A 19,880-nucleotide genomic window follows, 5' to 3' on the forward strand; every position below is an offset into this window, starting at 1 on the left:
GGTCTTTATTTCAATTCATTATAGAATTAAAGTGCTTGAGCTGCTGTAATTAAAGCTAACTTGTACACTTCTTCTTCGTTACATCCACGAGATAGGTCATTTACAGGCATGTTTAAACCTTGTAAGATTGGTCCTACTGCTTCGAAGTTACCTAAGCGTTGAGCGATTTTGTAACCGATATTACCAGCTTCTAAGCTTGGGAATACGAATACGTTAGCATCACCTTTAATTGTAGAACCTGGAGCTTTTTTCTCAGCTACAGATGGTACGAATGCAGCATCGAATTGGAATTCTCCATCTAAAGTTAATTCTGGAGCCATTTCTTTTGCAATGCGAGTTGCTTCTACAACTTTTTCTGTTTCTGGAGATTTCGCAGAACCTTTTGTAGAGAAGCTTAACATAGCAACGCGTGGATCAATACCGAATAGTTCAGCAGTTTTCGCACTCTCGATACCAATTTCAGCTAAATCCTGGCTGTTTGGTGCAATGTTAATTGCACAATCAGCGAATACATATTTCTCTTCTTCACGTACCATGATGAATACGCCAGAAGTTTTTGTAACGCCTGGTTTTGTTTTGATGATTTGAAGTGCTGGACGAACTGTATCAGCTGTAGAGTGAGCCGCACCACTTACTAAACCGTGTGCTTTGCCCATGTATACAAGCATTGTACCGAAGTAGTTTTCGTCTTTAAGGATTTTGCGAGCGTCTTCTTCAGTTGCTTTACCTTTACGGCGTTCAACGAAAGATGCTACCATTGCATCCATTTCTTCGTATGTAGCTGGGTCGTAAATATCAACGCCTGCTAATGTTAAATTCATGCTAGCAGCTTTTGCGCTAATTTCTTCTTTATTACCAACTAAGATTGGTTGTACTAACTCTTCTTTTGCTAAACGCTCTGCAGCGCCTAAAATTCTTTCATCAGTTCCTTCAGGAAGTACGATAGAAATGCCTTTTCCTTGAACTTTTTCTTTTACTGTTGTAAATAAGTTGCTCACGAATAAACCCTCCTACTTATGTTAAAAAAACTCTATCTTTAAGAATACTGCTTTTCCTCTCTATTTTAAACTTATAGCTCCCAAAAAATAGATAAAATAAAAATGATTATTTTTTCATAAAATTCAGCCTAGGAATAACACCCCTTTAAGCCTTGTCCCCTCCTATTTTCAAATAAACTTAAATGTGACAATTTTATGCGCCAAAGCTTTATATAGATGATTTTAAAACTATATATGCTATAGTTAACGTGTAAAACTATCATTAACTGAGGTGAATAGAATGAGTGAAGCAACAACAACGTTAGATGGCTGGTATTGTTTACATGATTTACGTTCTATTGATTGGGCTGCATGGAAAACATTATCTAGCGACGAACGCGGACAAGCTGTGTCTGAATTTTTAAATGTCGTTGAAAAATGGAACGAAGTATCTACTGCGAAAAAAGGTAGTCATGCAATGTATACAGTTGTTGGCCAAAAAGCTGATATTATGCTTATGATTTTACGCCCAACAATGGAAGAGTTAAATGAAATTGAGACAGAATTGAATAAAACAACATTAGCTGAATATATGGTTCCTGCATACTCTTACGTATCTGTTGTTGAACTAAGCAACTACCTTCCAGCTGATGAAGACCCATATCAAAACCCACAAATCTTAGCTCGCTTATATCCAGAACTACCAAAAGCAAATCACATTTGCTTCTACCCAATGGACAAGCGCCGCCAAGGTGATGATAACTGGTACATGCTTCCGATGGAAGAACGTAAAAAAATGATGTACAGTCATAGTAAAATTGGTCGCCAGTACGCAGGTAAAGTACGCCAAGTTATTTCAGGATCTGTTGGATTCGACGATTTTGAGTGGGGCGTAACATTATTCGCTGACGATGTTCTTCAATTTAAAAAACTTATATATGAAATGCGCTTCGATGAAGTAAGTGCTCGTTATGGTGAATTCGGAACATTTTTCGTTGGAAACATTTTACCAGACGCAAAGGTAGAGAAATTTTTACACATATAAATCGTGAAAAAGGAACGAAATTCGTTCCTTTTTTTATTACCTTCTATATTTCTCTTCAAAAAACTGCTTTTCTCCGCAAATTTGAACAAAAATCGACAAATCCCTTTCAAATTCCTTACAAAATTGTAACCTTTCTATATCCAAATTTATGCTAAAATGGTACGAGCTACATGCTAATAACGATGCGAAGGTGATAATCTATATGAAGAAAATCTTGTCTATTTTACTAGTGTTTTTATTGTCAATTTCTTCCTTAGGAGTAACAACATCCCATGCGGAAGAAAAAATACACATTGAGGCCGCTGCTGCACTTCTATTTGATGCAGATACAGGAAAAATACTGCATGAACAAAATCCAGATGAATTGCTAGCTATCGCTAGTATGTCAAAACTAATTGTTGTTTATGCTGTATTAGAAGCAATTAAAGAAGGAAAAATCACTTGGGATACAAAGGTAAATATTTCTGATTACGCTTATGAAGTTTCACGTAATAATGAATTCTCTAACGTTCCGTTTGAAAAGGGACGTCAGTATACTGTAAGAGAATTATATCATTCTATCGTTATCTTCTCTGCAAACGGATCTAGTATTGCCTTAGCAGAACTTCTTGCAGGAAGTGAGAAAAACTTCTTAAATCTTGCAAATGAACATGCAAAGAAACTAGGGTTAAAGAAATATAAATTTGTAAACGCTACTGGGTTAAATAACGCTGACTTAAAGGGAAAACATCCTGAAGGAACGGATCCGAATGGAGAAAATTCCATGTCAGCTCGCGATATGGGTATGCTTTCAAAAGCAATGATTACAAAGTATCCAGAAATGCTAGAGGATACAAAACAAAGATTTAGAAACTTTCCAGATAATCATCCGAAACCAATTCGTATGGAAAACTGGAACTGGATGTTACCAGGTGCTGCTTTCTCTTATGAAGGAACAGATGGTTTAAAAACTGGTAGTTCTGATACCGCTGGATACGGATTCACTATTACAGCAAAACGTGGCGACTTACGCCTTATTTCAGTAATTATTAAAACAAAATCAATGGACGAACGTTTCACTGAATCTCGTGCATTAATTGAATATGGATTTAATAACTTTGAAAAACAAAAATTAAAAGTTGATAAGCACAATACAATCTCTGTAGTAAAAGGTAAAGAAGATCAAGTAACTGTTGCACCTGAAAAAGAAATAACAGTCATTGCGAAAAAGGGTGACAAATCACCTTACAAAATTTCTACTGAAGCGGATAAATCACTCGCTGAAGATGGACATTTAGTCGCTCCTGTTAAGAAGGATGCAAAGGTAGGTTCCATCGTTCTAGAACCGACTGATAAATATGGATTCTTAGATGGAAATAAAAATATGAAAGTTACTGCAAAAACGACAGAAGAAATTGAAAAAGCAAATTGGTTCGTATTAACAATGCGCTCTATTGGAGATTTCTTCTCAAACTTATGGTCTAAAGTATTTTAATGATGAAAAGCTAGCTCACGCTAGCTTTTTTTATTTTCCTCCCTCCATGTAAAACTTCGTTTGGTTGTCATATCTGAGTCCTTTTCCTCATACGTATGAACTAGTAATTGTTACACACTTCATCTAGAGATAAACCTCTTTCCACAAGGTATTCCAAAAAGAGAGGTGACACATAATGGGAGTTATTGCTTATAACGAAGAAGATGTAAAGTTATTAGCTAGACTGATGCGTGCTGAAGCTGAAGGAGAAGGTCAACAGGGGATGTTGATGGTCGGAAACGTTGGGGTAAATCGTGTCCGCGGAAACTGTTTAGATTTTAAAAAAATACGTAATTTACGTCAAATGGTTTATCAAAACCCTGGTGGTTTTGAGGCAACACAAAAAGGGTATTTTTATCAACGTGCAAGGGAACAAGATATCGCTTTAGCAAGACGAACGATTCAAGGACAACGTTTTTGGCCTGCCAATTTTGCCTTATGGTTTTTTAGACCGGAAGGCCCTTGTCCGTCAACTTGGTATAATCAACAAAACTCTGGTCGCTTCAAAAAGCACTGCTTCTTCCAGCCATCTGGCGAAGATTGTCCTAGCGTTTATTAAGGATTGATAATGAGGAGGGATTTTTGAATGGCACAGCAACAAAACCCGTATTACGGAACTGGATTTTATCAACCATCTGGAACTTATGTACAACCGCAACAAATGACCCCACAACAACAGCAACAACAGCAAGCAATGCAACAACAAGCTGCGCAAGCTCAATATGCCGTTTCTCAAGGCATGTTACCATTAGAACAGTCGTATATTGAAAATATTCTCCGCTTGAACAAGGGCAAGCAAGCTACGGTTGTAATGACTTATGAACGTGGTAGCTCACTCGGTACCCAATCGTATACAGGTATTATCGAAGCAGCTGGTCGTGATCATATTGTAATTAGTGAGCCACAATCAGGGAAACGTTTTTTACTATTAATGATTTACTTAGATTATGTGGAATTCCCAGAAGAAATTGCATATTTACCCGGGCAACAAGCTACCTATGCTCCAAGACCATAAAAAAAGCTGGCATATGCCAGCTTTTGTTTTTTATAATCCTTTTACAACTGCAGTTCCAACTAAGATCCATGCCACGATAAATGCTACACCACCAAGAGGTGTAATTGGGCCAAAGAACTTAATACCTGTCGTACTTAATGCATACAAACTACCTGAAAACATAATAATCCCAGCTACCATAAGCCAGCCAGCAGTAGTTAAAAGTGATGATTGAATCTTATCCATCAATAAAGCAACTACGAATAGTCCACCTGCATGAAACATTTGATATGTAACGCCTGTTTTCCAAACTTCTAACATTTTTGCAGAAACTTTATTTTCTAAACCGTGTGCTCCAAAAGCCCCTAACGCAACAGATAATCCCGCTGCAATACAACCTAGTAAAAAGAAAATTTTCATCTTAATTCCCCTTTTTTACCTTTATCATAAGCAATTTTTTCATATAAGCCAAACGATTTATCTTCTAGAAATCAAATAAAGAATTACCGTTTGCACCTTCTTCTTTTATATAAACAGGTTCTCCAGAAACCGGCATAACTGGTTGAACTGTCGTCATTGGCTGAGATCCAATTACTTGCGATGGAATCTCAGGTTCTCTATACATAGAAGGCTCAACTTGTTCATCTAATAATAAATCACATAACGCTCGCACAACTAATAAATGCGCTTTTGATTGTTGTCCTTCACTGCTTTTTGCCTTTGCAATTTCATTCGCCATTTTATTTAAAATCTTATCGCTCGATATTTGCATTCCTTGTCACCTCATACTTTGTAGTTCTTTCTCAAATTGTCCCAGCTTCTCTACTGAACCAAACACTATTATCATATCATGTTCTTGTAGTTTTTCCTGCCCAGTCGGATTATGTATAACATTCCCATTTCTCAAAATCGCTAAAATTGTTACATCAAATTGATTTCTCACATCGCTCTCTAGTAACGATTTACTAGCTAAAATAGAGCCCTCGCCGACTGCAATTTCTTCAATTACAAATGACTGCTCCACACCATACAGTACTGTATCAATATAATGAACTGTTAGTGGATTCGCAATACCTTTTGCAATATGAATTCCTGCCATGCTAGATGGATTAATCACCTTATTTGCCCCAGCCCGCTTCAATTTATCTTCAGTTTCTGGTTTTTCTGCTCTTGCCACAATTTTAATTGCATCGTTTAATCCTCTTGCCGTTAATGTAATAAATACATTTTCAGCATCATTTGCTACGATGGCAACTAAACCAGCTGCCTTTGAAATTCCAGCATGATGTAACACTTCGTCTTCCGTTGCATCCCCGTGTACATATAAAAGTTTTTCCTTCTCTAATATGCTTTCATCTTTATCCACAACGACAAATGGAATTTTCTTTTCTTGCAATTCATGTACAACTTGAAGCCCTACTCTACCACAACCACATACGATAATATGATTTTGTAACTGTGCTATTTGCTTATCCATCTTTTTCCTCCGCACTGCATGAAATAAATTCCCTTCAACAATCATAGCTGCCACTACACCAATTGCATACGTAACAATACCAACGCCAACAGGTATGATAAGAAGCGCAAAAACTTTTCCTGCCTGTGTTACAGGAACGGCATCTCCGTATCCAACAGTTAATACAGTAATCATCGTCATCCAAAATGCTTGAAACAAACTAATCTCTTCAATCGCCATAAATCCTAACGTTCCTAGAATTACAACGAAGGTCATACATATAACTGCTATCCATAATTGCTTACGTGCATTCATATCGTGTTTCAACTCTTTTCTCTATCTACAATCTTTGCCAGTGGAAATGAAATACATATATACTAGATACGGAATCTATGAAAGAGGTTGATATAATGAAAACATTTCTTTCCGCCTTACAATGGGCGCTATTTATTTTAGCTGGGAGCCTTATTGTACCAATTAGCGTCGCAACTAATTATGGTCTCGATGGCGCTGAAGCTATTGCATTCGTACAAAGAACATTATTTGTTCTTGGCTTTGCTGGCCTACTGCAAGCTATATTTGGGCATAAACTTCCTATTCAAGAAGGTCCAGCAGGCCTTTGGTGGGGGATTTTCTCCCTTTATGCAAGTTTAGGTGTCGTATTATTTGGATCCAGCAATGAAACGCTGAAAGTCCTTCAGTATGCCTTCCTATTAAGTGGTATCATTTGTATTATTCTTAGCGTTTTTGGACTCATCGATAAACTAGTTCGCTATTTTACACCGACAGTCATTGGAACATATTTATTTCTTCTTGTCGCGCAACTTAGCGGTTCCTTCCTAAAAGGAATGTTCGGCCTTGACGGACAACATACAGAAGTACAAGCTAACGTATTTATTCTTTCACTCATTGTTATTTTACTATCCTTTTTCATCATGAAGCTACCTATTATTGGACAATATTCCGTTCTTTTCAGTATCGTCTGCGGCTGGATATTATTCGCATGCTTCGGATTATCTAATCCAGTAACGCCTGTGAACGATATAATCCGTTTTCCGTCTCTGTTTGTTTTCGGAATGCCTCGTATTGAATGGAACATGGCAATTACGGTAGTTTTCGTTACACTATTACTTCTAACAAATATGTTGGCAAGTATTCGCGTTGTCCAAAAGATTGTCTCTAAGTATGAAAAAAATGCAGCACCAGATCGTTTCAAACAAGCCGGCATTATAACAGGAATCAATCAATTGCTAGGAGGTCTTTTTTCAGCTATTGGACCTGTCGCCATTTCTGGATCAGCAGGCTTTATCGCAACGACTAATATTTATAAGCGACTCCCATTTATGTTAGGATCAAGCTTTATTATTCTCGTTAGTATATTCCCAAAGATTACTTCATTCTTTGCGGCAATCCCTGTCGCAGTCGGATATGCTGCCATTTATCCTGTATTTGCAAGCATGATTGGTCTTGCCTTTCGCGAATACGAAACAGTACAAGATAAAGAACGATTATTTAAAGTAGCAGGTCTTTCAATCTTTACAGGAGTCGGGGTTATGTTTGTTCCAGCAGGGGCATTTTCTACGCTCCCACCATTTTTAGCATCGTTTTTAAGTAACGGTCTCGTTCTTGGATCTGTAATGGCAATTTTGCTTGAAATACTATTTTCTCGTTCAACAGAAAAACAACCATCGTAAATTGGAAAACTTCCATTATTGCACTCTATCTTTAGAGTTGTTACGATAATGATAAAGTGAAAGCTAATCAGGCGTTAGCGATATAAATTATCATGGGCAACATGCTCATGGTAATTTATACTAACAATATAGAACTTTTCCTAATTGCATATGAAGAAGTTCGATGTCTTACTATATATTCCCCAATATCTTCATAAAACTTTATTTCTATTTCAACAAAGAGAGGAATTTTCAATATGACTTATAAAATGATTGTTTTAGATTTAGATGATACTTTATTACGTGACGACCATACTATTTCACCTCGTACGAAAGAGGCTCTAATGACTGCGCAAGAGCAAGGTGTAAAAGTTGTACTTGCTTCTGGACGTCCAACATTCGCAATGCGTGCAATTGCAAAGGAATTACATTTAGAAGAGTACGGTAGCTTCATTCTTTCCTTTAATGGCGCAAAAATTATTAACTGTAAAACAGATGAAGAGTTATTCAGTAGTACGTTATCCCCTGAAATCGTTCACAGTCTATATGATATTAGTAAAGAAGAAAATGTATGGATTCACACATACATTGGCGACGATATTATCACTGAAAAAAACAACTCTTATACAGAAATTGAAGGTCAAATTACGGGTATGCCAATCGTAGAAGTAAATAATCTGAAAGAATCTGTACAACAACCAGTTGTAAAAGTATTGATGGTAGAAAATCCAGAGCATTTACAAACGGTAGAAGCAAAACTACAAAAACAACTAGAAGGCCAATTAAGCGTTATGCGTTCTAAACCATTTTTCTTAGAGTTTACTGAATATGGTGTTACAAAAGGAACAAGCTTAAATCAATTAATTCAAACACTAAACATTCAGCGTGAAGAAGTTATCGCAATGGGTGATAGCTATAACGACCAAGCGATGATTGAATTTGCTGGTCTTGGTGTTGCAATGGGCAATGCACCAGATGATATTAAAGAAATTGCAAACTACGTAACAGATACAAATATGAACGATGGCGTTGCAAAAGTAGTTGAGAAATTTGTACTAAAAACCGAGGTACTTGTTTAATATTTTCATTCACAAAACCTATTTGAAGTCAAATACTTCAAATAGGTTTTTATTTAAATTACCACGCTTTTGTGACTATATTTTGAACTTTGCACTATTCTCGTAGTGTAAACTTTCTTTTTGTATATAATGAAACAAAATAGACTATTTTATTTTGAAAAAGAATACAAATTTACTATATACAAGCATACGTTAAAGGAGGCTATTTCATGTTATCTACACCGATCGGACGATTAAGAGCAATCGGCTTAATTGAGGGGATTTCTTTCCTATTACTATTATTTGTAGCAATGCCATTAAAATATTTCGCAGGATTTGCAACAGCCGTTAAAATTACAGGTATGGCTCATGGTGTTTTATTTATTCTATTCATCTTTGCGGTAATTCAAGTAACAATCGTACACCGCAAATCAATTGCATGGGCACTTGGGGCATTTGTTTCATCAATTATTCCATTTGGCACGTTTGTACTAGATGCAAAATTAAAGAACGAACAACAATAACAAAAAGGTAGTTAACAACTGTTAACTACCTTTTCTATTTATAGATTTGGAATTTTCCAATCAATTTCTCTCTCACCCATATTAGCTAAAATCGTATTTACTTTAGAGTATGGTTTACTACCAAAGAAACCACGTCTTGCTGATAGTGGGCTTGGATGTACAGATTCGATAATATGATGCTTCGTATTCGTAATTAACTTTTTCTTCGCCTGTGCATGACGTCCCCACAATATGAAAATAACTGGGTTTTCACGTTCATTTAATAGCTCAATTACACGATCTGTGAAATGCTCCCATCCTTTCCCTTTATGAGAATTCGCCTCACCTTGACGAACTGTTAATACCGTATTTAATAGTAAAACCCCTTGTTCTGCCCACTTTACTAAATAACCGTTATTCGGGATTTCATAACCATATTCATCTCGGAGTTCTTTATACATATTTAACAATGACGGTGGCGTTTTAATACCGGGTTGTACCGAGAAGCTTAAACCATGCGCTTGCCCCGGTCCATGGTATGGATCTTGTCCTAAAATAACGACCTTTGTATTTTCATAACTTGTATACTCTAGAGCACTAAAAATATTTTCTAGCTTCGGATACACAACATGTGTACTGTACTCTTCTTTCAAAAAACCAGCCAGCTTGTGATAATATTCTTTCTCAAATTCTGGCGCCAATAAAGAACCCCAATCATTTTTCAAAACATTTTTCATGCGTTCACTTCCCGTCCAATTAATTCACCATATCCTGCTTTGTAAATACTACAAACGAAATAATAAGGGACACAACAGCCCAAACAGTTAAATTCATTAAAGAAAACCCCATCGATAACCCTTGTAATGCAGGTAATTTCCCTGATAGATAATCTGTTAATGATAAATTCACACTAAAAATATATTTCGCGCCTTCCCATGATGTTGCGAATGAGCTTAAAATACCACCTGCGATTAATGCCGCTAACATAACGCCCATACCAGCTGGTGTATTTCGAATTAAAACAGAGACCATAAACGAGATAGTTCCGATAACGATAGCAACAAACCAAGCTAATCCATACGCCATCAAGATATATTGCCACTGCGGAATAAGATGTACAAAATTCGTATTTAACGTTTCCTTATCAATAACAAACCCTGTTAAAACAGGTAAATTCCATCCCGAGTATCCAAATACAAGCCCTGATAATACGTAAGCAAACAAGCCGACAAGGAGCAGTATAAGTGAAATGAAAAATAACATCGTCACGTACTTACTAAGGAGTACTTTCCAGCGCCGAATCGGCCGCGTAAGTAGCATCTTCATCGTTCCATCACTTCGTTCTCCTGAAACAATATCAATAGCGACAATCATTACAAGCAGCGGAATAAACAATGTAATTCCTTGCTCAATAAACGCCCTTACAAAAGTTGGCGCGCCCGGTGCCATCGGGTTAATATCATGATCTAAATAATATTGTTGCTGCTCCACTCTTACCTTCAGCCAATCACGCCATTCTTCCGGTAGTCTAGAATTGTTCAAGCGGTTTTGAGAATCAACAATTTGTTGTTGCAACGAAACTTTCCAATCCGTTGTACCTAGCCTTTTTTGTGTCGTTTCTATTTCACGATACTGCGCATACACAAAGAGCGGGATTAAGATGGCTAAAATAAGCATGACAACAAAAATACGTTTCTTACGATAAATTTTCTCCGATTCATTTAAAACTAGATTCGCAAATTCACGCATGCTGCTCACCCCTTGTGAGTTCAATAAATAAATCTTCTAGCGTAAATACAAGCTCTTTAACACTATGCACATCCACCCCATGTTCTACAAAATGTTTATTCCAATTACTTATAGATTTGATATCCATACGGCATAGTAATCGATTACCTTCTATACCTACTTCTCTTACTTCCTCAGCATCTTCTAGCATATCTTTCGCCTTAGAAATCGGTGTAACAATCCATTCTACACGATCACTTGCTGTTTTAATTAACTCTTCAATCTTGGCAACTGTTATCATTTTTCCTTTATGAATAATCGCAACCCGATCGCATATCATTTGTACTTCGCTTAGCAAGTGACTTGAAATAAACACACTCATATTTTCTTCTTTCACAAGCTTATGTATAAATTCCCTAAGTTCTCTAATTCCAGCCGGGTCTAAGCCATTTGTTGGTTCATCTAATATGAGCAATTTTGGATTTCCAAGAAGCGCTTGCGCAATGCCAAGGCGCTGTTTCATACCGAGTGAGTACGTTTTTACTTTATCGTGAATTCTTTCATCTAAATGAACCATTTGAGCAATTTCAATAATACGTTCATCTGATATATCACCTAACATACGGGCAAATTGTTTTAAATTCTCCCATCCCGTTAAATATGTATACAGTTCAGGGTTTTCAACGATACTCCCAATTTGACGCATCGCTTCTCTGAAATTTTCCTTAATAGAATAACCACCGATAGAAATTGTACCCTCTGTTTCTTTAATCAATCCAACTAGCATCCGAATAGTAGTTGTTTTTCCAGCGCCATTTGGTCCTAGGAAGCCAAAAACTTCTCCTTGCTTTACATCGAAGGAAATATTCTCTACAATAGTCTTCTTTCCAATTACCTTCTTCACGTCTCGTACAGAAAGTATCGTCGTCATTTTACCCCTCCTTGTTCTAGTTTTAATTTACTCGCAACATTTTGAACTAATCGGTCCGCCATATATGTATACCCTACTTCATTCGGATGGAAATGATCGGAGTATAATAAATCTTTCCCGCGGTTTTGGAATAAATCAAATGTCGGTGTAATATACACATTTTTATTATTTAGCGCTAATTTTTCTAGAGATGCATTCCAGTCTACAACAATGTTTGATGATCCCTTTAAATCTTCTACATCTTCAAAAGGATTGTATAAACCAAGCCAAAAAATAGGACTATCTGTATTGAACTTACGAATTTCTTCTATAATTTTCTTCGCTTCATTTTGGAACGTTTCTGTATCAGGACGGTATGTTTCTAAATCTATCTTTCCGAGCGATTCCCACCCTGGAAATAAATCATTTCCCCCTATCGTTAAAACGATTACATCTGCTTGCTTAATTGAATATTGAGCGCCACTACTCTCCATTTGTTTTAATAAGTCGGGCATTTTTGCACCACTAACAGCTAAGTTAGTTAAAGCAACCTTTTGCTTATAATCTTTTTGTAAGTCTTCTTTCATCCGTCCAATATAGCCAATTCCTTCTTTATCACCAACACCGCGTGTTAATGAATCACCTAGACTAACAATTTGTAACGCTCCCGTTTTCTTTTTCTCTTTTGCCACTACATCGGTCTTTTTAATTAAATTTGAAGCTTTCGGATTTAACACATCATTTACACCTGAAACAAAGCCATATGCAAATAAACAGAAAGATGCAATTGTGATGAGTAGAATTACTTTTACTACTTTTGATCTCATATCAAAACCCCTTTTAGCCCTCATAGATTGTCCATAATTATACCAAACGCAATTTTGAAAAGCGATTTTCACACCTTGTCTATTATGTTGTTTCCCTATGTACTAATTCTGGCAATAACTCTACGTGCTTTACATCTATTTTCTCATCATTAATCTTTTCATATAATAATTCGAATGCCTTCACACCAACATTTTTACTACAATACGAAATCGTCGTAATGCCTAAAATATCTGCCACACCTTGATCATCACAACCAATAATCGTAATATCTTCTGGAATACGAATGCCTTGTTTTTTCGCTTCTGTTACCATTCCCGCTGCAATATGATTGCAAGATACAAGAAACGCTGTCGGTTTTACTGACATATGGGCCCATTCCCTAATTACATTACGCCCATCCTCCACCGTAAAACAGCCTTTAAATTTCCAGTCCTCTATCGGTGTTACAGCAATCGGTTGAAGCGAATCCTCATATGCTTGTTTTCTTCTCTGGCTATTAATGCTATTACTTCTTCCAATGCAATACCCAATACTTGTATGGCCGGCATCTATTAAGCTCTTCATCCCGCGCGAAAAGACTTTATAGTAATCAATATGCACACTCGAAATGAAATTCGAATCTATTTCTTCACACATAACAATTGGACCAAATTTCGTATATTCTTCAAGCTTTTCCTTACTATTCGCCCGGGAGCATATAATAACCCCATCAAGCTTTTTCATTTTTAACATATTCAAAATTTCTAATTCTCTTTCCTCACTATAATTCGTCTGACAAAGCATCATATTATAATTATTTTTTGCTGTTTCCTTTGATATCCCCTCGATAATAGCACTATAATATTGATCATTTACGTGCGGTAATAAAACGCCAATGACATTCGTTTTTCCTTTCACTAAATGAATTGCATTCACATTTTGCGTATAATTTAATTCTTCTATAATTGCTAAAATTTCTTTTCGTTTCTGTTCATTCACATATGGATGATTATTCAGTACACGTGAAACAGTTGAAACAGATACCCCAGCAAGTTCAGCAATCTTTCTTATATTCGTCATTTCATTTTCCCCTTCTCTGCAAAAATTCTCCCTTGACCTGGTAAGCTTTCCACAATATATCCTTTCCTAGCAAATACATTTTGAAAGGATATACAACTATGCTTCGATTCAGATTAGAATATATATTTTTCATTGGTGGTCTACTCACTCTCGCCATCGGTATTAATATGATGACGACAATTACTTCCTTTGGACTTAGCCCTTATGATTCCTTCTTTATTGCACTATATCAAAATTTTGGGATAAGTATCGGTTTTTGGATTTTCATGATTAATTTTGCATTTACACTTATCGTACTCTTTTGGAATAAAAAACAAATAACAATTGGTACCATTGTAACGATGGTTCTTATTTCGCTTTTTGTTGATTGGATTGGTTCCATTACAATTATTATGGACGCTATCCGCTCTCTTCCAAAATATATAACACTTATTTGTGGAAATCTATTTGTTGGAGCTGGGATTGGTCTTTACGTCTCTACAAACCTTTGCGCGGCGCCTCAAGAAGCTTTCGTTTTGACGGTTGCTGAGAAAAAGAAGTGGACATTTAGAAGAACAGAAATTTCGTTAGCGTTTTTATTTTTAACATTAAGCTTCCTATTAGACGGACCTATCTATTTTGGAACAATCATCTTATCTTTTACAACAGGCTGGATTATCCAAGCATTTATTCAAGTTGGTACGCAGATTTTAAATAGAAAAAAACCTATTAAGCAGGCTGCTTAATAGGTTTTTTATTAGGGGAGATGCTACTTTGCATCTCCTTCAATTCGGTAATTTGCTTTCAGACAATCTATTTCTTCATACCCTTGCAACGTATGTAGAATATAATCATAATCAGCAAGAGATGCACGATGCGTTACAATTACAATTTCAGCTTTTCCTTTCTCTTCAAGTGGCATTTGAATAATCTTTTCAAAGCTAACACCACGCTCAGAGAACAATGAAGTAATTTTTGCAAATACACCAATTTCATCTTTTACATGAAGTCTTAAAAATTTCTTCACAACAATTTCGTCTGGCTCTTTTAATACCTTTTTATACTGCGGGGATACCGCGCTATTTCCGTTTACACCTAATCGAATATTTTGCATGACAGCTACTAAATCTGAAACAACAGCTGTTGCTGTTGGTAAACTTCCTGCACCTGGTCCATAAAACATCGTTTCTCCAACCGCTTCACCATACACATAGACAGCGTTATATTCATTTTGCACAGCCGCAAGGGGATGTGTATTTGGAAGTAGCGTTGGTTCAACTGTAACTTCTAATTTTTCACCATCTCGCTTCGCAAGACCGATTAATTTAATCGTGTAACCTAAACTCTTACTGTATTCAATATCTTCTTCTGTAATAGAAGTAATTCCTTTTACCTTCACATCTCCAAGCTCCACATTTGTAGAGAAACCAAGGGTAGCCAAAATCGTCATTTTTCTTGCTGCATCTAAACCTTCCACATCTGATGTTGGATCTGCTTCTGCAAATCCAAGTTGTTGGGCTTCTTTTAACACGTCGTTATATGCTCTCCCTTCATCTGACATTTTCGTCAAAATAAAATTTGTCGTTCCATTTACAATTCCCATTACCTTCGTAATAAGATCTGAAGAAAGTCCTTCTACGATACTTCGTAAAATCGGGATCCCTCCGGCTACACTTGCTTCATAAAACAAGTCTGCTTTATTATCTTTTGCTACCGCTAAGAGTTCCGCCCCATGTAACGCCATTAAATCTTTATTGGCAGTTACAACATGCTTTCCACTTTGTAAAGCTTGCAAAATATATGCTTTTGCATCATCAATGCCACCCATCACTTCGATGACAACGTCAATATTCGGATTATCTAAAATTTCATTTGCATCTTGTGTTAATAGAGTAGAAGGTACCTCTACTTCTCTCTCTTTTTCAATATTTTGTACTAGTACTTTCGTTACTTTCACGGGACAACCCACTTGATGTATGAGTCTCTCTTGATGATCTGTAATAATACGAACTACACCGCTACCAACTGTCCCAAGACCTAATAAGCCAACTTGAATTTCCTTCATAATACTGTCCACCCCTCAAAAATTGTGTTTAGATGAAATTATATGAGTAAAAAATCTGAAAAACAATGTTTTTTGAACATTCGGAAAAATATAAGTTAATTTTTACAAAGAAAACGTTGCCACGTGTTACACAATCTTTTTTTATAATACATAAGGGGTTTCTTGATACACGTAATAATTCAGCCAATTAGAGAATAATAGATTCCCATGACTTCTCCACCTTACAAGCGGTTTCTCATTTGGGTTATTATGCTTAAAATAATTTTTCGGCACATCAATATTTAACCCTTTGTCGCGGTCTCGTTCGTATTCTTCTTTTAACGTATCACAACTATATTCACTATGCCCGAGCGCGAACACTTGTCTTCCTTCTTGCCCAATAACAAGGTGGACACCCGCTTCCTCAGAGTTTGCTAATAATGTTAATTCTGTCACCTCTCTAATATCACTCTCTCGTACTTCTGTATGACGAGAATGCGGGGCGAAAAACAATTCATCAAACCCTTGTAGCAATTTCACATGTTGCTCACGGACTTCATGCTCAAATACACCGAACATTTTTTCCTTAAGAGGATACTTTGGAACGCCATAATGATGATACAAACCAGCCTGTGCCCCCCAGCAAATATGAAGCGTAGATGTTACATTCTTTTTTGAATACTCCATAATACGTTTAAGCTCTTCCCAATAATCTACCTCTTCAAAAGAAAGAGTTTCAACTGGTGCTCCCGTAATAATCAATCCATCAAATTTCTCATTCTCAATATCACGGAATGTTTTATAGAAGCTCGTTAAATGTTCCTGTGCTACATTACGTGACAAATGTGATTCCATATGAAGTAAATGAACATCTAATTGCAACGGCGTGTTGCCAATTAAACGAAGTAATTGCGCTTCTGTGTCTTGCTTTGTAGGCATTAAATTTAATATAGCAATTTTCAATGCCCGGATATCTTGTGTTTCTGCTCGCTCCTTCGTCATTACAAAAATTTTTTCCTCCTGCAACACTTTGCGAGCTGGTAAATCTTTATCAATTATGATCGGCATGTTCTTTGCCTCCGACTAGCGCTGCTTCTAAATCTGCAATAATATCAGAAACATCTTCTATACCAACTGATAAACGAATTAAATCTGATGTAACGCCAGCTAGACGCTGATCTTCAGCACTTAATTGTCTATGCGTCGTGCTAGCAGGATGTATAACGCAAGTTCGTGCATCCGCTACATGTGTTACGAGAGTTGCTAGTTTTACATTTGCGATAAATTCTTTCGCTGCCTCTAATCCTCCCTTAATGCCGAATGTTAAAACACCACTAGCACCTTTTTTCAAATACGTTTGTGCTAACGAGTAATTTTCATTACTATCTAGTCCCGGATAATTCACCCATTCAATACGTTCATGGTTAGCAAGCCACTTAGCAACTGCAAGAGCATTTTCACTATGACGCTCCATTCGTAAATGCAGCGTTTCTAAGCCAATATTGCTAATATACGCATTGAATGGGCTCATACAGTTTCCGTAGTCTCTTAATAATTGAACACGTGCCTTCACAATATAAGCTGCTGCACCAAAATTTTGAACGTAACTTACGCCGTGATAACTTGGGTCCGGTTCAACAAGTTCAGGATATTTCCCATTTGTCCAATCGAAGTTCCCTCCGTCAATGACAATACCGCCTAAAGAACTTGCATGACCATCGATATATTTCGTCGTAGAATGAACGATAATATTTGCCCCGTGCTCAAATGCTTGGCATAAATAAGGAGTTGCTAATGTATTATCCACGATAAAAGGTACTTCCAACTCTTTCGCTGCATCTGAAAATTCTTTGAAATTTAAAACGTTCATCGCTGGATTTCCTAGCGATTCTGCATAAACAAGCTTCGTCTTACCATTAGCAAGAGCCACGATTTCATCAGCAGTTAAATTTGGATTAAAGAACGTAACATCGATACCAAGCTTACGCAAACTCACCCCAAACAAATTAAACGTTCCACCGTAAACTGTGGAAGAACAAAGCAAGTGGTCTCCGCTACTACAAATATTTAAAACAGCAAGCATAATAGCAGCCTGCCCAGAAGCCGTTGCAACAGCTCCTACACCACCCTCTAAATCCGCTAATTTTTGCTCAAATGCAGCTAAAGTAGGATTTCCAATACGCGTATATATATATCCTTCTGCCTCTAAATTAAATAGTGCTGCTAAATCATCCGAAGTATCATATTTATACGTTGTACTTTGATAAAGTGGCAAAACACGCGGTTCACCATTCTTTGGTGTATAGCCACCTTGCACACAAATTGTTCCTTTTCCCCATGATTCTCCCATCTCTCATTCTCCTTTCTTCTATGCAAAATAAAAAAACTACTCCTTTCCTGAAAACAAGAAAGGAGCAGTTTGAAAACACGCTCTAAAGGCTCTTTCTTATCTCTCAGGATTTATTACCTGCAGGATTTGGCACAATTCCGTTATACGGCTGTTGCCAAGGTTTCATCGGGCCTGTCCCTCCACCTTTTCTTGATAAGACTATGCAATTACCGTTGATTTTATAGCAATAATTTCCTAATGTCAATCAGTTTTTCTGAATGTTCTAAATTAACTACAAAGGATTTGACATGCATAACAAAAGAAATATATTCCATATCCCTTTGAAAAAGACCTTTTAAAACTCACGATTACTATATAGAATTAAGTAAGTAGTTTAACTGTATACATTTCAAATTCTCACGAGACCCCAATATATTGAATAAGCCAACCTCTCAAAAAGATACTATACATATTCATTTCATTTCGCAGGAGCATATTTAATCCTTTCGACATTCCAACTTACATAACGGAGGTATAACATGACAAACACAAAGGACATGCACTATATACTCGTCCTATACGGCATTCTTTTAGGCTCTATAGTAGGAGCAACAGTCTGGCTATTTTTAGTTACAATAAATATCGGCATTCACTTTATTTGGGGATACTTGCCTACTATTTTCTCTTCTCCCCCGTATTACACTATTTGTGTAACAACTATCGGTGGTATTCTCGTCGGTTTAACTCAAAAATATTTCGGCACATATCCACGTCTTATGCCGGAAGTAATGGGTGAATATAAAAAAACAGGTAGAATTGAATATCGTTTCGTACATAAAGCTACTTTAACTGCGATTATCGTTTTAATATTTGGAGCTAGCTTAGGTCCCGAAGCAGCACTTGTTGGCATTATCGGTGGACTTTGTACATGGATAGGAGATCGCTTTACATTCGCCTTAAAAGGAATGAATGAACTAACAGAGGTTGGAATTGGTGCTACTTTAAGTGTAATTTTTAACGCGCCATTATTCGGTTATTTAGCTCCAAATGAAAATGAGGGTGAGCAAATTAACGAATTTTCTAAAGGAAAAAAAGCAATTGTATATTTAGCTACCACTTTCGCTGGTTTTTCCGTTTATTTATTACTTAGTAAATTCGATAATCGTGGATCCTTTATCGTTGATTTTGGAGAAGGTTCCCTTTCTCTTAATGAATGGATTGCCTTTCTACCACTTGCTAGTATTGGTGCTATAGTTGGCTTCTTTTATTTCAAATTAGAATTCACATTAGAGAAATTAATCCATCCCTTAAAAGAATATAAACTATCACTTGGAATTATCGGTGGTATTTTATTAGGAATTACAGGAACTTTTCTCCCTTACACGTTATTCTCAGGAGAACATCAATTAAAAGATTTAGTCGTTGAATGGAGCCATTTATCCTTCTGGGTGCTACTTCTTTCAGGGGTTTTAAAATTATGTATTACTGCCGTTTGTTTGAATACAGGTTGGCGCGGTGGACACATTTTCCCAATTATATTTGCTGGATCTAGTATCGGATATGCTATAGCGTCCATTATCCCTATAGATCCAATTGCTTCGGTAGCCATCGTCACGACAGCAATTTCAAGCTATGCATTAAGAAAACCAATTGCAATAACATTACTATTACTCATGTTTTTCCCGCTCAATTTACTACTACCGATGCTTGGAGCGGCAGCGATTGGTAATGCATTTCCTCTTCCTAAAAACAACGAAGCTACAAGCGAATAAAAGTAGGCAGTA

21 protein-coding genes and 1 riboswitch are annotated in these 19,880 nt (G+C 36.6%); of the genes, 9 read left to right on the plus strand and 12 right to left on the minus strand.

The features are described from left to right. Window positions 1-26 precede the first annotated feature (26 nt). Complete coding sequence (gene pta, locus MHB74_RS26640) at window positions 27-998, minus strand: phosphate acetyltransferase (protein ID WP_000067226.1); 972 nt, start codon at window positions 996-998, stop codon at window positions 27-29. A 280-nt stretch (window positions 999-1,278) separates the two neighbouring features. On the opposite strand from pta, the gene hemQ reads away from it, so the two are divergent. The 4 genes from hemQ to gerQ all read left to right on the plus strand — a co-directional run bounded on the left by hemQ (window position 1,279) and on the right by gerQ (window position 4,550). Next, a complete protein-coding gene (hemQ, locus tag MHB74_RS26645) occupies window positions 1,279-2,022 on the plus strand; it encodes a hydrogen peroxide-dependent heme synthase (RefSeq protein ID WP_061680061.1) in 744 nt (247 codons plus the stop codon). A 196-nt stretch (window positions 2,023-2,218) separates the two neighbouring features. Further along, window positions 2,219-3,496 (plus strand): serine hydrolase, encoded by a 1,278-nt coding sequence (locus MHB74_RS26650; RefSeq protein ID WP_141658098.1) that lies wholly within the window; start codon window positions 2,219-2,221, stop codon window positions 3,494-3,496. A 175-nt stretch (window positions 3,497-3,671) separates the two neighbouring features. Beyond that, a complete protein-coding gene (gene cwlJ, locus MHB74_RS26655; RefSeq protein ID WP_000538161.1) occupies window positions 3,672-4,094 on the plus strand; it encodes a cell wall hydrolase CwlJ in 423 nt (140 codons plus the stop codon). A gap of 27 nt (window positions 4,095-4,121) precedes the next feature. Next, entirely contained in the window at window positions 4,122-4,550 is a 429-nt protein-coding gene (gene gerQ, locus MHB74_RS26660; RefSeq protein ID WP_061680063.1) for a spore coat protein GerQ, read from the plus strand. A gap of 30 nt (window positions 4,551-4,580) precedes the next feature. Here the strand turns inward: gerQ and MHB74_RS26665 are convergent, their stop codons facing one another. From MHB74_RS26665 to MHB74_RS26675, 3 genes are all read right to left on the minus strand, one after another. Further along, window positions 4,581-4,949, minus strand: coding sequence for a DUF423 domain-containing protein (locus tag MHB74_RS26665; RefSeq protein WP_000688322.1), 369 nt, complete (start codon window positions 4,947-4,949; stop codon window positions 4,581-4,583). Between the two features lie 64 nt (window positions 4,950-5,013). Further along, complete coding sequence (locus MHB74_RS26670; RefSeq protein WP_061680064.1) at window positions 5,014-5,301, minus strand: YwdI family protein; 288 nt, start codon at window positions 5,299-5,301, stop codon at window positions 5,014-5,016. 6 nt (window positions 5,302-5,307) lie between these two features. Next, complete coding sequence (locus MHB74_RS26675) at window positions 5,308-6,300, minus strand: potassium channel family protein (RefSeq protein WP_061680065.1); 993 nt, start codon at window positions 6,298-6,300, stop codon at window positions 5,308-5,310. 95 nt (window positions 6,301-6,395) lie between these two features. On the opposite strand from MHB74_RS26675, the gene MHB74_RS26680 reads away from it, so the two are divergent. The 3 genes from MHB74_RS26680 to MHB74_RS26690 all read left to right on the plus strand — a co-directional run bounded on the left by MHB74_RS26680 (window position 6,396) and on the right by MHB74_RS26690 (window position 9,240). After that, on the plus strand, window positions 6,396-7,679 hold the full coding sequence (locus MHB74_RS26680; protein WP_061680066.1) for a purine/pyrimidine permease: 1,284 nt from the start codon (window positions 6,396-6,398) through the stop codon (window positions 7,677-7,679). A 236-nt stretch (window positions 7,680-7,915) separates the two neighbouring features. Beyond that, window positions 7,916-8,737 (plus strand): Cof-type HAD-IIB family hydrolase, encoded by an 822-nt coding sequence (locus MHB74_RS26685; RefSeq protein ID WP_061680067.1) that lies wholly within the window; start codon window positions 7,916-7,918, stop codon window positions 8,735-8,737. A 209-nt stretch (window positions 8,738-8,946) separates the two neighbouring features. Then, window positions 8,947-9,240 (plus strand): DUF3817 domain-containing protein, encoded by a 294-nt coding sequence (locus MHB74_RS26690; RefSeq protein WP_061680068.1) that lies wholly within the window; start codon window positions 8,947-8,949, stop codon window positions 9,238-9,240. A 38-nt stretch (window positions 9,241-9,278) separates the two neighbouring features. Here the strand turns inward: MHB74_RS26690 and MHB74_RS26695 are convergent, their stop codons facing one another. Genes MHB74_RS26695 through MHB74_RS26715 form a run of 5 tightly spaced genes read right to left on the minus strand, consistent with a single transcriptional unit; the run spans window position 9,279 to window position 13,744 of the window. Continuing rightward, on the minus strand, window positions 9,279-9,956 hold the full coding sequence (locus MHB74_RS26695; protein WP_061680069.1) for a uracil-DNA glycosylase: 678 nt from the start codon (window positions 9,954-9,956) through the stop codon (window positions 9,279-9,281). A gap of 19 nt (window positions 9,957-9,975) precedes the next feature. Continuing rightward, entirely contained in the window at window positions 9,976-10,968 is a 993-nt protein-coding gene (locus tag MHB74_RS26700; protein WP_061680070.1) for an ABC transporter permease subunit, read from the minus strand. Next, a complete protein-coding gene (locus MHB74_RS26705) occupies window positions 10,961-11,878 on the minus strand; it encodes an ABC transporter ATP-binding protein (protein WP_061680071.1) in 918 nt (305 codons plus the stop codon). Before MHB74_RS26705 ends, MHB74_RS26700 begins: the two co-directional genes overlap by 8 nt. Continuing rightward, a complete protein-coding gene (locus MHB74_RS26710) occupies window positions 11,875-12,756 on the minus strand; it encodes an SGNH/GDSL hydrolase family protein (protein ID WP_132133204.1) in 882 nt (293 codons plus the stop codon). Before MHB74_RS26710 ends, MHB74_RS26705 begins: the two co-directional genes overlap by 4 nt. Window positions 12,757-12,766: 10 nt before the next feature. Further along, entirely contained in the window at window positions 12,767-13,744 is a 978-nt protein-coding gene (locus MHB74_RS26715; RefSeq protein ID WP_061680073.1) for a LacI family DNA-binding transcriptional regulator, read from the minus strand. Window positions 13,745-13,842: 98 nt separating this feature from the next. Between MHB74_RS26715 and MHB74_RS26720 the strand changes: the two genes are divergently transcribed. After that, window positions 13,843-14,469 (plus strand): YczE/YyaS/YitT family protein, encoded by a 627-nt coding sequence (locus tag MHB74_RS26720; protein WP_061680074.1) that lies wholly within the window; start codon window positions 13,843-13,845, stop codon window positions 14,467-14,469. A gap of 23 nt (window positions 14,470-14,492) precedes the next feature. Here the strand turns inward: MHB74_RS26720 and MHB74_RS26725 are convergent, their stop codons facing one another. The 3 genes from MHB74_RS26725 to MHB74_RS26735 all read right to left on the minus strand — a co-directional run bounded on the left by MHB74_RS26725 (window position 14,493) and on the right by MHB74_RS26735 (window position 18,117). Further along, window positions 14,493-15,788 (minus strand): homoserine dehydrogenase, encoded by a 1,296-nt coding sequence (locus tag MHB74_RS26725; protein WP_000659102.1) that lies wholly within the window; start codon window positions 15,786-15,788, stop codon window positions 14,493-14,495. A gap of 141 nt (window positions 15,789-15,929) precedes the next feature. After that, window positions 15,930-16,835, minus strand: a complete 906-nt coding sequence (gene metA, locus MHB74_RS26730; RefSeq protein ID WP_061680075.1) for a homoserine O-acetyltransferase MetA — start codon at window positions 16,833-16,835, stop codon at window positions 15,930-15,932. Then, a complete protein-coding gene (locus MHB74_RS26735; RefSeq protein WP_061680076.1) occupies window positions 16,819-18,117 on the minus strand; it encodes a bifunctional O-acetylhomoserine aminocarboxypropyltransferase/cysteine synthase in 1,299 nt (432 codons plus the stop codon). The genes metA and MHB74_RS26735 overlap by 17 nt, the downstream gene beginning before the upstream one ends. 93 nt (window positions 18,118-18,210) lie before the next feature. Beyond that, window positions 18,211-18,316, minus strand: a riboswitch (SAM riboswitch). A 319-nt stretch (window positions 18,317-18,635) separates the two neighbouring features. Between MHB74_RS26735 and MHB74_RS26740 the strand changes: the two genes are divergently transcribed. Then, on the plus strand, window positions 18,636-19,868 hold the full coding sequence (locus tag MHB74_RS26740) for a chloride channel protein (protein ID WP_061680077.1): 1,233 nt from the start codon (window positions 18,636-18,638) through the stop codon (window positions 19,866-19,868). The last annotated feature ends 12 nt before the right edge of the window (window positions 19,869-19,880 follow it).

Source organism: Bacillus sp. FSL K6-0069 (assembly GCF_038007785.1).
GTDB lineage: Bacteria > Bacillota > Bacilli > Bacillales > Bacillaceae_G > Bacillus_A > Bacillus_A mobilis.

Bases quoted from the DNA above. Each gene is read 5' to 3' on its own strand.
- MHB74_RS26670 (WP_061680064.1), bottom strand. From the start codon at position 5,301: ATGCAAATATCGAGCGATAAGATTTTAAATAAAATGGCGAATGAAATT.
- cwlJ (WP_000538161.1), top strand. From the start codon at position 3,672: ATGGGAGTTATTGCTTATAACGAAGAAGATGTAAAGTTATTAGCTAGA.
- MHB74_RS26715 (WP_061680073.1), bottom strand. From the start codon at position 13,744: ATGACGAATATAAGAAAGATTGCTGAACTTGCTGGGGTATCTGTTTCA.
- gerQ (WP_061680063.1), top strand. From the start codon at position 4,122: ATGGCACAGCAACAAAACCCGTATTACGGAACTGGATTTTATCAACCA.
- MHB74_RS26680 (WP_061680066.1), top strand. From the start codon at position 6,396: ATGAAAACATTTCTTTCCGCCTTACAATGGGCGCTATTTATTTTAGCT.
- MHB74_RS26675 (WP_061680065.1), bottom strand. From the start codon at position 6,300: ATGAATGCACGTAAGCAATTATGGATAGCAGTTATATGTATGACCTTC.
- MHB74_RS26720 (WP_061680074.1), top strand. From the start codon at position 13,843: ATGCTTCGATTCAGATTAGAATATATATTTTTCATTGGTGGTCTACTC.
- MHB74_RS26700 (WP_061680070.1), bottom strand. From the start codon at position 10,968: ATGCGTGAATTTGCGAATCTAGTTTTAAATGAATCGGAGAAAATTTAT.
- MHB74_RS26735 (WP_061680076.1), bottom strand. From the start codon at position 18,117: ATGGGAGAATCATGGGGAAAAGGAACAATTTGTGTGCAAGGTGGCTAT.
- MHB74_RS26695 (WP_061680069.1), bottom strand. From the start codon at position 9,956: ATGAAAAATGTTTTGAAAAATGATTGGGGTTCTTTATTGGCGCCAGAA.
- MHB74_RS26685 (WP_061680067.1), top strand. From the start codon at position 7,916: ATGACTTATAAAATGATTGTTTTAGATTTAGATGATACTTTATTACGT.
- MHB74_RS26690 (WP_061680068.1), top strand. From the start codon at position 8,947: ATGTTATCTACACCGATCGGACGATTAAGAGCAATCGGCTTAATTGAG.
- hemQ (WP_061680061.1), top strand. From the start codon at position 1,279: ATGAGTGAAGCAACAACAACGTTAGATGGCTGGTATTGTTTACATGAT.
- metA (WP_061680075.1), bottom strand. From the start codon at position 16,835: ATGCCGATCATAATTGATAAAGATTTACCAGCTCGCAAAGTGTTGCAG.
- MHB74_RS26740 (WP_061680077.1), top strand. From the start codon at position 18,636: ATGACAAACACAAAGGACATGCACTATATACTCGTCCTATACGGCATT.
- MHB74_RS26705 (WP_061680071.1), bottom strand. From the start codon at position 11,878: ATGACGACGATACTTTCTGTACGAGACGTGAAGAAGGTAATTGGAAAG.
- MHB74_RS26725 (WP_000659102.1), bottom strand. From the start codon at position 15,788: ATGAAGGAAATTCAAGTTGGCTTATTAGGTCTTGGGACAGTTGGTAGC.
- MHB74_RS26665 (WP_000688322.1), bottom strand. From the start codon at position 4,949: ATGAAAATTTTCTTTTTACTAGGTTGTATTGCAGCGGGATTATCTGTT.